11 protein-coding genes and 3 pseudogenes are annotated in these 14,783 nt (G+C 27.0%); 3 read left to right on the forward strand and 11 right to left on the reverse strand.

Annotated elements, in window-relative coordinates; translation table 11 throughout:
* Positions 1 to 377: 377 nt before the first annotated feature.
* Genes pruA through X275_RS10455 form a run of 5 tightly spaced genes read right to left on the reverse strand, consistent with a single transcriptional unit; the run spans position 378 to position 5,260 of the window.
* Entirely contained in the window at positions 378 to 1,997 is a 1,620-nt protein-coding gene (gene pruA, locus X275_RS10435; protein WP_047268736.1) for an L-glutamate gamma-semialdehyde dehydrogenase, read from the reverse strand.
* A gap of 16 nt (positions 1,998 to 2,013) precedes the next feature.
* Positions 2,014 to 3,156, reverse strand: coding sequence for an NAD(P)/FAD-dependent oxidoreductase (locus X275_RS10440; protein ID WP_047268772.1), 1,143 nt, complete (start codon positions 3,154 to 3,156; stop codon positions 2,014 to 2,016).
* On the reverse strand, positions 3,146 to 3,424 hold the full coding sequence (locus X275_RS10445; RefSeq protein ID WP_047264821.1) for a (2Fe-2S)-binding protein: 279 nt from the start codon (positions 3,422 to 3,424) through the stop codon (positions 3,146 to 3,148). Before X275_RS10445 ends, X275_RS10440 begins: the two co-directional genes overlap by 11 nt.
* Positions 3,424 to 4,959, reverse strand: a complete 1,536-nt coding sequence (locus X275_RS10450; RefSeq protein WP_047268737.1) for an FAD-dependent oxidoreductase — start codon at positions 4,957 to 4,959, stop codon at positions 3,424 to 3,426. The genes X275_RS10445 and X275_RS10450 overlap by 1 nt, the downstream gene beginning before the upstream one ends.
* Positions 4,946 to 5,260, reverse strand: coding sequence for a (2Fe-2S)-binding protein (locus X275_RS10455; RefSeq protein WP_047264819.1), 315 nt, complete (start codon positions 5,258 to 5,260; stop codon positions 4,946 to 4,948). Before X275_RS10455 ends, X275_RS10450 begins: the two co-directional genes overlap by 14 nt.
* 395 nt (positions 5,261 to 5,655) lie before the next feature.
* Between X275_RS10455 and X275_RS11930 the strand changes: the two are divergent.
* Positions 5,656 to 5,718 (forward strand): annotated as a pseudogene (locus X275_RS11930) (hypothetical protein); the annotation flags it as partial.
* 30 nt (positions 5,719 to 5,748) lie between these two features.
* A pseudogene (locus X275_RS11760) lies at positions 5,749 to 5,976 on the forward strand (PD-(D/E)XK nuclease domain-containing protein); the annotation flags it as partial.
* Between the two features lie 372 nt (positions 5,977 to 6,348).
* Here X275_RS11760 and X275_RS11430 read toward each other — a convergent pair.
* The 3 genes and pseudogenes from X275_RS11430 to X275_RS10465 all read right to left on the reverse strand — a co-directional run.
* Positions 6,349 to 6,597 (reverse strand): annotated as a pseudogene (locus X275_RS11430) (transposase); the annotation flags it as partial.
* Between the two features lie 128 nt (positions 6,598 to 6,725).
* Positions 6,726 to 7,322: a transglycosylase SLT domain-containing protein gene (locus X275_RS10460; protein ID WP_231588328.1), complete on the reverse strand. Its 597-nt coding sequence runs from the start codon at positions 7,320 to 7,322 to the stop codon at positions 6,726 to 6,728.
* A 3-nt stretch (positions 7,323 to 7,325) separates the two neighbouring features.
* On the reverse strand, positions 7,326 to 8,768 hold the full coding sequence (locus tag X275_RS10465; RefSeq protein WP_047268738.1) for an alpha-amylase family glycosyl hydrolase: 1,443 nt from the start codon (positions 8,766 to 8,768) through the stop codon (positions 7,326 to 7,328).
* A gap of 58 nt (positions 8,769 to 8,826) precedes the next feature.
* Here X275_RS10465 and X275_RS11215 point away from each other — a divergent pair, with 58 nt between their 5' ends.
* Positions 8,827 to 10,560, forward strand: coding sequence for an HD-GYP domain-containing protein (locus tag X275_RS11215; protein ID WP_052913884.1), 1,734 nt, complete (start codon positions 8,827 to 8,829; stop codon positions 10,558 to 10,560).
* 48 nt (positions 10,561 to 10,608) lie between these two features.
* On the opposite strand, the gene mnmG is transcribed toward X275_RS11215, so the two are convergent.
* The 3 genes from mnmG to X275_RS10485 form a co-directional block, all read right to left on the reverse strand.
* Positions 10,609 to 12,480, reverse strand: a complete 1,872-nt coding sequence (gene mnmG / locus X275_RS10475; RefSeq protein WP_047268775.1) for a tRNA uridine-5-carboxymethylaminomethyl(34) synthesis enzyme MnmG — start codon at positions 12,478 to 12,480, stop codon at positions 10,609 to 10,611.
* Between the two features lie 82 nt (positions 12,481 to 12,562).
* Positions 12,563 to 13,621 (reverse strand): ABC transporter permease, encoded by a 1,059-nt coding sequence (locus X275_RS10480; protein WP_047268739.1) that lies wholly within the window; start codon positions 13,619 to 13,621, stop codon positions 12,563 to 12,565.
* The gene (locus tag X275_RS10485; RefSeq protein WP_047268740.1) at positions 13,614 to 14,777 is read right to left on the reverse strand and encodes an ABC transporter permease; all 1,164 of its coding nucleotides are present in this window, start codon (positions 14,775 to 14,777) and stop codon (positions 13,614 to 13,616) included. The genes X275_RS10480 and X275_RS10485 overlap by 8 nt, the downstream gene beginning before the upstream one ends.
* Between the last annotated feature and the right edge of the window lie 6 nt (positions 14,778 to 14,783).

Raw genomic sequence — 14,783 nt, forward strand, 5'->3', positions numbered from 1 at the left:
TGAAATTAAGTTAATTAGTGATATATGCACAATTTCAAATAATGAAGTAATAAAATATGCTATTATAATTTCTGCTTTAGATAATGTATACGATAATCTAAAAAAAATTATAATAATAAAGATATAAATAAATTAATTCGGTTATTATTGTATATAGAAAATTATGTTTATAGCGAATTTAATAATAAACTTTATATAGATAAACTTTTAAAAAAGGTTTATCATATATCAAATAAATTACAGAAAATTATTTCAAAGTAGAAAAATGGAATTTCTCCCAATTTTTGCTATTGAAAACAATATATACTAAATACAAAAAATGTTTTTAAAAAATTATTTGTTAATAAATTATAAACCAGGGTTTCCCCTGGCTTGTTTTATTTCATAAATGGATAAGTATAATTTGTTGGTGGATTAAAGTTTTCTTTAATTGATCTTGCGGAAGTCCATCGCAAAAGATTGAGATAACTGCCTGCTTTATCATTTGTCCCGGAACCTCTTGAACCTCCAAATGGCTGCTGGTCAACAACAGCACCTGTAGGTTTATCATTAATATAGAAATTTCCTGCTGCATGGATCAATATTCTTTCAGCCTTTCTAATTGCTTCTCTATCCTGTGCAAAAATAGAACCGGTTAAACCATATGGCGATGTTTTATCACAAAGTTTTAAAATATCTTCATATTTATCATCATCATATATATATACTGTCAATACTGGTCCAAATATTTCTTCTTCCATTGTTTTGAAGTGAGGATCATCTGTTAAAACAATTGTAGGATCTATAAAATAACCAATGGAATCATCATATTTTCCACCAACTAATATTTCTGCATTTTCCCGTGCATATTCAATATAACCAGTTATTTTTTTGAATGCTGCTTTATCAATTACTGCATTAACAAAATTTGAAAAATCTGTTGGGGAACCCATTTTTAAATTCATCGTAGTTTCTATTAACTCATCTTTTATGTCATCCCAAATACTTTTTGAAATATATGCCCTTGAAGCTGCTGAACATTTTTGTCCCTGATATTCAAAAGCACCTCTTATCAATGCTGTTATCAATGCTTTTCTATTTGCAGTATGATGAGCGATTACAAAATCCTTTCCTCCAGTTTCCCCTACAATTCTTGGATACGATTTGTAGTTTCTAATATTCTTGCCTATCATTTCCCACATTGAATTAAATGTATTAACAGATCCTGTGAAATGTACTCCTCCGAAATTTGGATTTGAAAAGATTATTTCTCCAACTTTAGCACCTGGGCCTGGAATAAAATTAATAACTCCATCTGGTAAACCGGCTTCTTGTAATAATTTCATTATGTAATAAGCAGTATAAACTGCAGATGAAGCTGGTTTCCATAATACAACATTACCCATTATTGCAGGTGCTGTTGGTAAATTTCCGGAAATTGACGCAAAATTAAATGGCGGAACTGCAAAAATAAATCCATCTAAAGCTCTATATTCCATTCTATTAAGAATACCTTTGGAAGATTGGGGTTGTTCTGTATAAATTTTTGTTGCATAATATGAATTAAATCTGAAGAAATCTATCAATTCACACGCTGCATCAATTTCTGCCTGGAAAACATTTTTCCCAAGATCCAACATTGCTGCAGCATTCAATGTGTTTCTCCATGTGGTAGATAATAATTCAGCGGCTTTTAAAAATATTGAAATTCTATCAATATACGAATAACTTTCCCATTCTGCTTTTGCTTTTAATGCACTTTCAATAGCCATTTTTATTTCTTTTTCTCCAGCAATATGATAATGAGCTAATATATGCTTGTGATTATGAGGCATTATACATTTTCCTAAATTACCAGTTTTTATTTCCTTTCCTCCGATTATTAAAGGAATTTCAATTTCTTTTGAAGATAATTCTTTTAATTTTTCTTTTAATTCTTCCCTTTCTTTTGTTCCTGGCTCATAAGATAAAATAGGTTCATTTTTTGGTCTTTCCATAACAAAAATACTGTTAAACATTCCTCTATCCCTCCTTTTAAACTACTGATGGTTCAGTAATAATTTCATTACGTTCAAATCTACCAATATCAAGAATAACTTCCCATGTTAACTTATTACTCAAAATAATATCTTTCATTAAAATTCCCACCGCTGGTGCTAGCATAAATCCATGTCCGCTAAAACCTATTGCCATATAAAATCCTTCAATTTCTTTGCAATCACCAACTATTGGTTGATGATCAGGTGATATATTATAATAACCCGCCCATTGACGTACAACTCTTAAATTTTTTGTTGGTGGAAGTAGCCATGTTACTTTTTCAGCCATGCTTTCAAGAAATTGCCATGTGCTCTTAATGTTTTTTTCTACACTTTTTTCTGGCCCCTCACCCATCACAAACGAACCATTCGGTGTTTGTTGACAGTATATATTGTAAGAAAAAGACATAACCATTGGTCCAAGTATTTCATTTACAGGTTCTGTAGCGAGTATTTCATGCCTCTCAGAATATACAGGTAAATCAACACCTACCATCTTACCTATTTCGCCTGACCAGCCTCCAGCTGCATTTACAACTTTTTCTGTTTCAATAAATCCTTTATCTGTATAAACACCTTTAATTCTTCCATTTTTTACATATATATCCTTTACTTCTACACCTTTATTAATTTCAACTCCTAATCTTTCTGCAGCTTGCGCATAAGCTATGGTTGTTAAAAACGGATTGGCATGTCCATCTTTATCATGGAATGCAGCCCCAAGCAACTTTTCAGTATTCAAAAATGGAACTATCTCTTTAGCTTCTTGTGGAGTTAAAAGTTTTGAATTTATACCAAAAGAATTCTGTAACTTCACATTTTTCTTAAATTGATTCCACTCTTTTTCTGTATATGCTAAAAGCAAATATCCTTTTTGTTTAAATTCTATATTTATATCTGTTTCAAGTATATCATTTATATTTTCAAATATTTTCACACTTTCACGGGATAAAATACAGTTTTGTTTTGTACCCCATTGTTGTCTAACTCCTGCCCCACACCTTCCCGTAGCTCCATATGCAAGATATTTCTTTTCAAGTAAAACTACATCTTTCATACCAACTTTAGCAAGATTATATGCTATAGATACCCCTATTACTCCTCCACCAATAATAACAACTGAAGCCTTATTTTTCATATTTTCCACCTACAATCTCCTTAAAGAAAATCCCCCCAAATGGTGGTCTGTTATGTGGATTATAAACTTCTTCTATTGGTTTCCCAGTAAATTTAGAAATTTCTCTTGCAATAATTGGACCACAAGTTTTACCCTGACATGGCCCCATTCCAGCTCTTGAAACTCTTTTTATTTCTTCAACAGTAGTGAATCCTTGTTTTATTAAATCTTTAATTTCTCTAAGAGTAATATCTTCGCATCTACATACAATAATTTTGTCTTCATCCATTATCTCATCACCTCAATGTTTCTTACTTCCATAATCAATTCTTTGGGAACTTCTACTTCTACTATATTTGTTTTGTCTTTTAATTTTCTGATAGACAAAACCTTTCCATCTGCAATTTTTTCTCCTTTCCTATTTAATAAATCTACTTTTTCACCTTTTTCCGGTAATGGTAACATCTCATATGGCAAGAAAACAGACGATTTTTTCTTATCAACAACAAATATTGCCAAACCAGGACAAACACCTATACAGTTACCACATCCTGTACACAAATCATATTCCAATTTTGGTAGTCCATTTAAAGTATCCATTTTTATAGCATTCGTAGGACAACTTACTACACATGGATTACAAGGAATCTTTTGAAAACATTCTATTACAGCAAATTTTGCCTTTTCAGTATTTGAAACACTTTCTATTCTTTCTTTTTCTGGAATTCCATTTCTATGCAATTCGTCTAAATCTTCCTGCTCTTCAATTATAAAATCTACATTTAAATTTAACTTTTTTAAACCACTAACTATCTTTGTGGAAGTTTTTCGTAATTCAGCCAATCTATTTTTTATCTCATTTATCCTTTTGTCAAATTCACCGGTCAATTCATATGAAGCATACAAACCTGCAAGTTCTCCTTCGAGCATTGCAGCAGTAGCCTCTTCAATTCCAGCAACGTCACCAGCGACAAATATATTATCAATTGTTGTTTTTAAATTATCGTCTCTGACTGGAACAAATCCGCCAAGCTCAGGAATATACATCATCTCACAACCCATCTGATTTAAAATATCTCCTAAAGGACTTAATCCAGTTGCAAGGCATACAACATCACATTTTATCTCTTTTTTCTCATGTGTTTTTACATTTTCAATTATTGCACCTTCAACTTTCCTTCCTCCCAGTGCCTTTATTATCGTATATGATGTATATATAGGAATTCCTAACCTTCTAATTTTAGAAGCATGAACAAGATATCCACCAATTTTTTCTGAAATTTCAACTATTCCTTTAACCTTAACTCCAGCCTGTGTCAGTTGATACGAAACAATCAAACCAATATTTCCAGAACCAACCATCAATACTTCTTTTCCAGGCAAAATTCCATATACATTCATAAGTGTTTGGACCGCACCAGCTCCAAAAATTCCTGGTAAATCATTATTTTCAAATGGCAATGACCTCTCAAACGCACCTGTTGCAACAATTACTTTTTTGGGTTTTATCTTAAACATTCTTTCATCTTTTAATATCGTTACTACTCCATCTTCATAATATCCCATTACCATTGCCGACAACATTAAATCTATATTTTTATCGTTATTAATCTTTTCAATAAATTCTCTTACTATTTGAATACCCCTTGTTCCTGCGTATTCATCCTTTGAACCAAAAAATTTATGTGTTTGTTTAATCAATTGTCCCCCTAAAAATTCCTTTTCCTCTGCAAGTAATACTCTTAATCCCTTTCTACTTGCACTCAAGGCAGCATTTATCCCAGCTGGACCTCCCCCTATAACTAAAATATCATACTCTCTCAATTAAATCACCCTTTGGTTTTTGTTTTTTTACTACCATTCCTTCTTTTAATGGTGTAATACAAATTCTCGTATTTGGAACACCATCAACAACCATTAAACATGAAGAACAATGTCCTATTGCACAAAACAAACCTCTTGGTCTTTTTGTTTTCAAACCCTCTCTGTATTCCCAAATTCCTAAAGCGTGCAGCGCCGCAGCAATAGTATCTCCTTCATAACCATATAATTCCTGATCTTCAAAATAAAACTTAATTTTTTTTCTCCTTTTAAATTCTAAAATTGGATGCTCTTGAATTCTCAAATTATCCCCCCCTGTGAAAAAACTTTCATTAACATTATACAACAAAGCTTAATATATAAAAACTTTAAAATAAATTATCTTTACTTAGTATTACGAATTAATTAACCGTAACTTCTTATAACGTCATATTTTAAACTAAAAAAACAAATATTAATTATAGAGAATCCAAAAAACAAAAATGCTCAAACATTAACTCTTAACTTTCAAAAATGGAATATCACGATTTTATGATATAATAAGTTTTTATGAAAACTTATTAAAATACTTTACAAAAGATGAAAAACTAAAAACAAACGAACTTATGAAGAAAGACATAGAGTATATAAAAAAAACGTGGAGGAGAATATGATATTTCACCAATAAAAAATAATTTACCAACAAGATTTGGACATTTAATAACAGAATTAAGTAAAAAATACAAAGAAAAAACAGTAATACTCATAGACGAATATGAATCATCAATATTAGAACATATAAACAATAAAGAAAAAGCAGAAGAATTAACAAACTTAGGACGAAGCGACCTTGTAATAGATTTTGATGAAAGGATATATCTTTTTGAAATAAAAATGGATAAAAGCGCAATTGATGCGATAAACCAAATAAAAGAAAAGAAATATTATGAAAAATACAGTGGAAAAGAAATATATATAATAGGGATAAACATAGATTCAGAAAAAAGGAATATTGAGGATTATATAATAGAAAAGATATAACTGCACACAATCTCGAATTAACAAAATCCCCGAAAACGGTTTTTTTGTGGGACTATCCAAAATTCTGTGTAAATTGATAATAGTTGATTAATGGGAATTATTATAAAATATTAGTAAATATAAAGTTTTTTCTTAGTTTTTCGTAAAATTAATACACTTTGTGAAATTTAAATGTTAGAGTTATAATTTCATAGTGTTTATAATAATTTTTATGTTGGATTTTAATTGAGAATTTTTCTTTTTAATGAATATTCAATTTTTTTGTTCTCATCCTTTTGTGCACATTTCTGTGCAGTGATTTAAGTAATATTCACTTTTCAAAATGAGTTTAATATTCAATTGTGATTTTATCTAATTTTTTTAAAAATCTTTTTAAAATATAGGTACTCTATCATCTTCAAAATATATTCTAAGTTCATTTAATATTTGATCCCAATCTCTGATTCTACCAGTCCATTTTTCTGTTACTCTCATTGCTGCAAGATATATTGCTTTTATTAATGATTCATCTGTTGGGAATACACTTTTATTTTTTGTTATTTTTCTAAATTGTCTATGTACATTTTCTATGGGATTTGTGGTATATATCAGCTTTCTAATAGGTTCTGAATATTTAAAATAAGCGAGTTTCCAAAGTTGAAAAACGTTTCTTTCAAAAATAGGTGAAAATGGTTTATATATAAATTTGCTTATAATATAAACCTAAAAGGAATCGCATAGCGATTCCTTTTAGATTACGTTTGAATATTTTAGATTATTGGATATTCTATTGTTATTTGAGCTATTTTAAATACAACTTTATCTAAATAATATGAATTTCCACCACCATTATACCAACTAATAGCATGCGTAATATCTCCATGTAATTCTTTTAAATAATCAAGATATGCAGTTCCAACAAGTATATTATATTTTGGATCATATAATAATCTTTGTTTAATCCATTTCAAATCCAGATTATAATATTTATATTTCTCAAATGTTTCTTTATACATTTCTATGATATATTTAGCTGTTTCTGGTCTAATCTGCATATAACCTATTTCACCATACTTACCTATGACATTTCTAAAACTTGTTTCGATATCGATAATAGATGCAATAAGTATTGGAGAAATATTAAATTCCTTTGATGCCATTAAAATTCCATCTGTCAATAATATTTTCCTTTCAGATTTTAAATCTTTTCCTGTAGTTAATTTATATTCACGATTCATAAAATCCACTAAAAATAGTTTTAAATTCGTTTCATTTGTTAAATTATAATTTTTCACTTCACCAAATACAAAAGCTGTCAATAAAACAACAACTAATATCAGATACTTTTTTATAAGTATCACCTCCATAATTTATTTTTCCAAAATTAATGTTGAGTATCCATTTAAATAAGCTATATTATTTTTTACAGTTGCAGAACCAAATACACTATATGAATTATACACTTCTAAGTTTATTTTTACTATTTGTGGTTTAACATTATGATAAATTAATATGTTTTTTTCATTATTTTTCAATTCATATTTTATTACAAACCTATCATTTTTTAGATTAGATATTAATGCATTTTCAATCCATTTATTTTCACTTCTAAATTCCGTCAACTTTTTGACATGAATTAACAACGAATTTTTATCCTTTTCCTGTTCTTCTACCGAAACAAAAGAATATGGTTTATTAAATTTACACCCCTTCCATTCTGTCTGCCCTGGACCAAAACCAGACTCATACCATTGCATCGGTTCCTGAGAATCCTCTGTATAATTTACATCAATTATTTCTCCTCTCATACCCAATTCTTCTCCATAAAAAACAAAAGGATAACCAGGTAGCGTAAATAGAATATTAAATGCCATCTTAGCCATATTAGAATTATTATATAATGTTGAAATTAACCTTTCCATATCATGATTTGTAAAAAAATTCCCAGATATAGATTCAATATCTCCTGTTATATAATGACTTAATGTTTCTTTTATTCCTTCAATCAATATTTTGGGATCATGATATTTAAGAGAATCTTTTATATAATAAGATAATGGAAAATTAAATTCCACATCAAAAATACCATGATATTTTTTTACAATATCGGGAGAATCCCAGATTTCACTGATAATAATTGCATCGTGTTTTAAATTTTTTATGTATGTTACCATTTCTTTCCAAAATCTTATGTTTTTTTCATGTTGATATTTAAACTTCATATTTTTTATATCATAATCAAAAATATGTTTAGCCGCGTCCAATCTAAATCCATCCACGCCTAAATCAAGCCAATATTTAAAAACTGCTTTCATCTCTTTCCATAATTCTTTATTATCAAAATTTAAGTCTGGAGATGATGAACCAAATAATCCATAAAAATACTTATCTCTATATCTAAACCATATGTTACTATCATCCCAATGCCTTTTCTCGTTTAAATCTGTTTTTTCATTTGCCCAAATATAATAATTTTTATATCTTTCATCTCCATTTATAGCTTTTTGGAACCACTCACACTTAACAGACGTATGATTTATTGGAATATCTAAAACTATTTTAATATCTTTTTTATGTGCTTCTTTCACCAATTCTTTAAAATCTTCCAATGTGCCATATGACGGATTAATTGAATAGAAGTCAATTACGGTATATCCATGAAATGCAGACGATTGCATAATAGGTAACAACCAAATTCCTTCTACACCTAAATTTTTTAAATAATCAAGTTTTTTAGTGATTCCTTTTATATCGCCTATTCCGTCATTATTTGAATCATAAAAAGATCTTACAAACAATTCGTAAAAAAACATATTTATTTCTCCTTTCTATGATATAATATTTACGAAACTAATAAAGAGGGTGTATTAAATGAAAAATTTATCTATGCATAAAATAACATTAATGACAATGAGTATTATTTTGCTATCTTTTTCTCTTTCATTTATTATCATATCATCTTTTTTGAAACAAAATGAGCAAATAGATAAATTTTATGAAAATATAAAATTAACAATCGAAGTTATAAATGATGTTATAGTAAATGATTTCGAACATACAATAATAAATTATTATTCATCAGAAGTAAAACCTCCTTTTGTTTTAAAAACACAAATAATTCCTTTTGAAAACAGTGAATTTGTAAAAAATATTTTTGATTTAAATGTTTATGTTTATGGAATTAAAAATAATTGTATTTATTTAAAAATAAGAAACAAAGATGATTTTAAAAATTTAAAATTTAAATTGGATACTTTTTTTGACACCCATTTTTCAAAATTAAATTTAGATTTTAAATTTTATATTACAGATCTTTCTGGAAAATTCATTTATGGCAATGAAAGTTATTATGAAAAATATAAAAATATTCATTTTATTAAAGATACTTTCAAAATTAAAAATTTTTATATGAGTTATTTTGATTTTTTTTATTTTGGAAATAAACCACTTTTAAAGATTTATACATTTTTTAAACCTGGTATTTTTGATTTTCCTTTAAATTATTTCAAATCTTTTTTTTATTCTTTTATTATATCAATAATAATTGTTTTTATCTATCACTTCTTTCTTTTTAAATTTATAATGTCAAGATTTAATATAAATAAAGATATTATAAAAAACTTAAACTTAAATTCCGTTATTAAAAAAAAGGATTACTTTAAAACAATAGAAACATCTATTCCTGAATTCGATGAACTTTTTAATTCTTTTTTTTATATAATAAATTCATTAAAAATCCCTTTACAAACAACTATATCAGAAAATAAAATTTTAAAAAATAAATTAGATAGAATAGAAAAAGAAAATTTTGCAATTATAACTTTTCTTTCTTCTTTTAAAAAATTCATTTATGAAGAATATGATAGAAGGAATTTTGAATTGTCCATAAATAAACTAATTGCAGAACTACCTTTTGAATCCGAATTATTAAGACAAAACCTAAATAATCTGGCAACGAAGTTAAATATTAAGGTTCTTGAAATAAATAATATTAAAAATAATTATTACTCCCAATTAGAAAACCTTTTTAATATTGTTGGAATAATGTCTGAATCGAAAGAATATAATTATATTCACAATTATCTACTTGGGGATATTTCTTTATTTCTTGGAAAACAAATAGAATTAGATGAATTAAAACTAAAAGGTTTATATTATGGAGCTAAAATTCATGATTTAGGAAAGATATTTATTCCTGAAAATATTTTACTAAAAAAAGGACCACTTAATGAAAATGAGTGGAAAATTGTCAGGAAACATACAAAATTAGGTCTAATTTTATTAAATAATATAAATATATTTCCATTTTCAAATGCCGGGAAAATTATTATTTCACATCATGAAAATTGGGATGGTTCAGGTTATCCTTATGGTCTTTCAAAAGACGAAATACCAATAGAAGGAAGAATTGTTGCTATTGTTGATACTTTAATAGCTTTAATAACAAAAAAGGTATATAGAAACGCATATTCATTTGAAGAAGCTGTTGAAATTATTAAATCAGATTCTGGAAAAAGATTTGATCCTGATTTAATTGATATTTTCATAAAAAATAAAATAACTATTAAGAAAATTATTAATAAAAATATTGAATCTAACAATTAAAGAATTATAAAAATAATTACCATATTAAAAACAAAATGAGCAATATGCTCATTTTGTTTTTAAATACATGGTTAAGTTCATTATATCCGCTGGGGTAATCCCTGGAATTCTCATTGCTTGACCTATTGATTTTGGTTTAACATTACTTAACTTTTCAACTGCTTCGTAAGCTAGATTAGGAATTTCTTTATAATCTATATTTTCAGGAATTTTTTCATTTTCAAGTTTTTTCATTCTTTCCACATCTTCCATCATTCTTTTTATATAACCACCGTATTTTATTGCTATTTCAACCTGTTCTAAAAGTTCTATATCTGAAATTGGATTATTGTCAAATTCTCTTATGTTTACATATAACACCTGTGGCCTTTTTAATAATTCATATAAATTCATCCCACTTTTTATAGGTGTTGTCCCACTTTTTACTAAAATATCGTTAATCCTATTATTAGGTTTTATCTTAACTGTTTTAAATCTTTCAATTTCTTCTTGAACTTTCTTTTCCAACTTTATAACCTTTTCATAAAATTCTTTAGGAATCAATCCATATTTATAACCATACTTAGCTAATCTTATATGCGCATTATCATGCCTTAAGAGTAATCTAAATTCAGCTCTTGATGTTAATAATCTATATGGCTCATTTGTACCTTTTATAATTAAATCATCTATTAATACTCCAATATAAGATTCTGCTCGTGATAAAATAAATGGTTTTTCTCCTCTAATTTTCAATGCTGCATTTATTCCAGCAATTAATCCCTGACCTGCAGCCTCTTCATAACCACTTGTTCCATTAATTTGCCCCGCAAAGTATAAACCTTCTATTATACTTGATTCCAGAGTATGTTGAAGCTGATCAGGATAAGCAAAATCATATTCAACTGCATATGCTGGTCTAACTATAACTGCATTTTCCAATCCTGGAACGCTTCTCACCATTTGAATTTGTGCTTCATACGGTAAACTAGTGCTCAATCCATTAATATAATACTCTTTTGTTCTTCTTCCTTCAGGTTCTATAAATAGTTGATGAGAATCTTTATTAAATTTAACCACTTTATCTTCTATTGATGGGCAATATCTTGGCCCAACACTTTCTATTAATTTTATATCACCATATAATGGCGAAAACATCAAATATTTTTTTATTATATCATGTGTTTTTTTAGTAGTTCTTGTAAGCCAACAAGGATATTCTTTATTTAACACTTTAGGCTGAGAAAAATACGAAAAAGCTAATGGTTCATCAGAGGTATCTTGTCGTTCCATTTTAGAAAAATCTATACTTTCTTTTAGAATTCTTGCAGGTGTTCCAGTTTTAAATCTTCCCAATTTAATACCATTTTTCAAAAGAGATTTGCTTAATCCATTTGCTGGAAAATCTCCCATTCTTCCAGATTCAAATACACTTCTTCCTACAAAAATTTTTCCTCTTAAAAAAGTCCCAGTAGTTAAAACAACTGCCCTTGCTTCATACTTCGCTCCTAATTCAGTAATTACGCCTTTTATTTTTCCTTTTTCTATAATCAGGTCTTTAACAAGACCATATCTCAATAATAAGTTTGGTGTAGAATGTAAAATTTCTTTCATATGCTGAGAATAATCATATTTATCTATTTGAGCTCTCAATGCTCTTACTGCAGGTCCTTTTTTAGTATTTAACATTCTAATATTTATCATATTTTCATCTGTAACTTTAGCCTGAATCCCACCTAACACATCTATTTCGCGTGTAACGATTCCCTTTGCCGGCCCTCCTATTGCAGGATTACACGGCGCCCATCCAACATTATCCAAGTTTATAGTAAGCAATAATGTTTTCATACCCATTTTTGCAGAAATATGAGCTGCTTCAATTCCAGCATGTCCAGCTCCTACCACAATAACATCATATTTTAAATCATCTTCATAATTAATCACAAGAATTCCCTCCAAATTACATATTATACATTTATTATACACTTATTGTTTTTCTTTTAATAATATAGTTTGTGAATTTTTATTTTTCTGGAGTTAAAAATGCTTTTGATGCAAGTATTAATAAAAACGTACCTGATACAAACATTATTATATTTAAAAATATAAAATAATATATATTCATAATATCTATACCTGCTACATATCTTAGTGAATCAACAATATATTTTATCGGTAAAAAATTAGAAATTATTTGAAATGTTTTTGGTAAAAATTCTATTGGAAAATAAACTCCAGAAAAAAACATCATTATTGTAAAAAATATTGATGCTACATTTTGCGCAGTTTCACTTTTCTTAAATACAAATAAAAATACCAATCCAAGACCCATCATACCAATTGTACTTGTAAATGACAGTAATAAATATAATATCCAGTTTATTTCTATATTTGACTTAAATATAATCATACCTGTTATTATAAGAAAAATCAATGATATAAAACTAATTATTACCCTTGTAAGAACTATTCCTACAGTAAATGCATATGATTTTATGGGAATTAATATAAACCTTTTTAAAATATTTAATTTTTTATATCTACCAAAAACAGTTATCATAGAAAACATCCCGTTTGATAAAATAGAAATTGCAATTACTCCAGTAAGTAAAAAATCAATATACTTACTTTGGATTTTTGTTGGATAAACATTTATCTCATTAATTTTTAAGTATTCAAAAAAAGTTTCTTTCTTTTTCATTGCTATCTTTTTCAAATCAAGTTCCAAACTTCTTAAAATTGATGAGTTATTCATATTTGAGTTATCATAATATAAGGTTATTTGGTCATTTTCTATAATTATACCAACATCATAATTGCCATTTTTTATGTCTTTTGATATGGTTTCTATATTATTTATAATTTTAACTGTATATACTTTTGACAACTCAGCTGAATAATAATTTATATTTTTATCGGCATATATAGCTATGTTTAACATACTTTCATTATCTTCATCATTAAATAGAAAACCAAAAATAATAAGAAATATTAACGGAAAAAACAATATAAAAAAAATCTCCGCTTTGTTTCTCAATGCTTCCTTTGTAATATATTTTGAAAGCCATAATATTTTATTCATATCCCATCACCCTTTTATAATTTACAGAAAATGTTACTATAGAAAATATCCCCCAAATCATTGGTATTATATAAACCCAATGATTTTGAAAAGGCGCTAAATTAAATCCCACTATTCTTCGCATTCCTTCAACTAAATAAGTTATTGGATTAATATACACAAACCATTTAATCGTCCACGAAACATTAAAAACTGGAAAATATAATCCTCCTAAAAACATGGAAACTTGAAATATTATATTTATCAATGCCATTGCTGTTGATAATTTCTTCGATATAGTTATAAACATTAATCCAAGGGAGAAAATTATTATTATAGAAAATATATAAAATATTAAAAACTCAAATGAAAAAAATTTAGTTGAAACTTTCATTATAATAGCTTCAATTATAACAAATACACTTGATATTACTACCATTAAAAAACTACTTATAATCAAAGAAAAAAAATAAGAAAACCCATTTATTGGAATGATTAAAAATCTTTTGTTTATTCCTTTTTCACGAGCAAATAAAATATTAAAAGGAATATTAAAAAAACCCACTGACATAATTGATAAAACCAATATTCCAGGAAAAACAAAATCTTTATAGGAAAACTCGTTTTTTAACGTTGTTATTGATACTTTATTAATATTTATCTCCTTTATTTTTTTTGCACTCGTTTCATTGATTCTTTTTAATATTTCAATATTCACATATTCAAAAAATGTTTTTAATATGTCTTTTGTGATATTTGAATCACTTCTCCCTTTCACATAATATATATCAATATTGGATTCTTTCTTTTTTAACCCCATTAATGAAGTATTAAAATCTAAAGAAAATTTAGCTGGGAAATATAATACAGCATTTAATTCTTTATTTTTCAATTTTTTAATTGCAGCATCCACATTTTCATATATTTCTTTTTCAAATGGAACATTATTAAATGTTTTTTCTATTATTATTTTTGAAAATCCGGATAATTCTTTTTCATAAACTACTCCAACCTTTAAACTTGATAAATCTATATTTTCAGTATTTTTCATACTTCCAAAAATTGAAACCAATATAAAAAATAAAATAAGTGGAAAAATAAAAGACCAGAAAAAAGAATCAAATTCTCTCATATCATTTTTAAAGTGGAAATATGCAAGTTTTAATATCTTTTTCATTTTATC

It is taken from the genome of Marinitoga sp. 1197, from assembly GCF_001021165.1.
Taxonomy (GTDB): Bacteria; Thermotogota; Thermotogae; order Petrotogales; family Petrotogaceae; genus Marinitoga.

Excerpts from the sequence above, each read along its gene's own strand:
- pruA (WP_047268736.1), bottom strand. The coding sequence starts at position 1,997 with ATGTTTAACAGTATTTTTGTTATGGAAAGACCAAAAAATGAACCTATT.
- X275_RS10440 (WP_047268772.1), bottom strand. The coding sequence starts at position 3,156 with ATGAAAAATAAGGCTTCAGTTGTTATTATTGGTGGAGGAGTAATAGGG.
- X275_RS10445 (WP_047264821.1), bottom strand. The coding sequence starts at position 3,424 with ATGGATGAAGACAAAATTATTGTATGTAGATGCGAAGATATTACTCTT.
- X275_RS10460 (WP_231588328.1), bottom strand. The coding sequence starts at position 7,322 with ATGGAGGTGATACTTATAAAAAAGTATCTGATATTAGTTGTTGTTTTA.
- X275_RS10465 (WP_047268738.1), bottom strand. The coding sequence starts at position 8,768 with ATGTTTTTTTACGAATTGTTTGTAAGATCTTTTTATGATTCAAATAAT.
- X275_RS11215 (WP_052913884.1), top strand. The coding sequence starts at position 8,827 with ATGAAAAATTTATCTATGCATAAAATAACATTAATGACAATGAGTATT.
- X275_RS10480 (WP_047268739.1), bottom strand. The coding sequence starts at position 13,621 with ATGAATAAAATATTATGGCTTTCAAAATATATTACAAAGGAAGCATTG.
- X275_RS10485 (WP_047268740.1), bottom strand. The coding sequence starts at position 14,777 with ATGAAAAAGATATTAAAACTTGCATATTTCCACTTTAAAAATGATATG.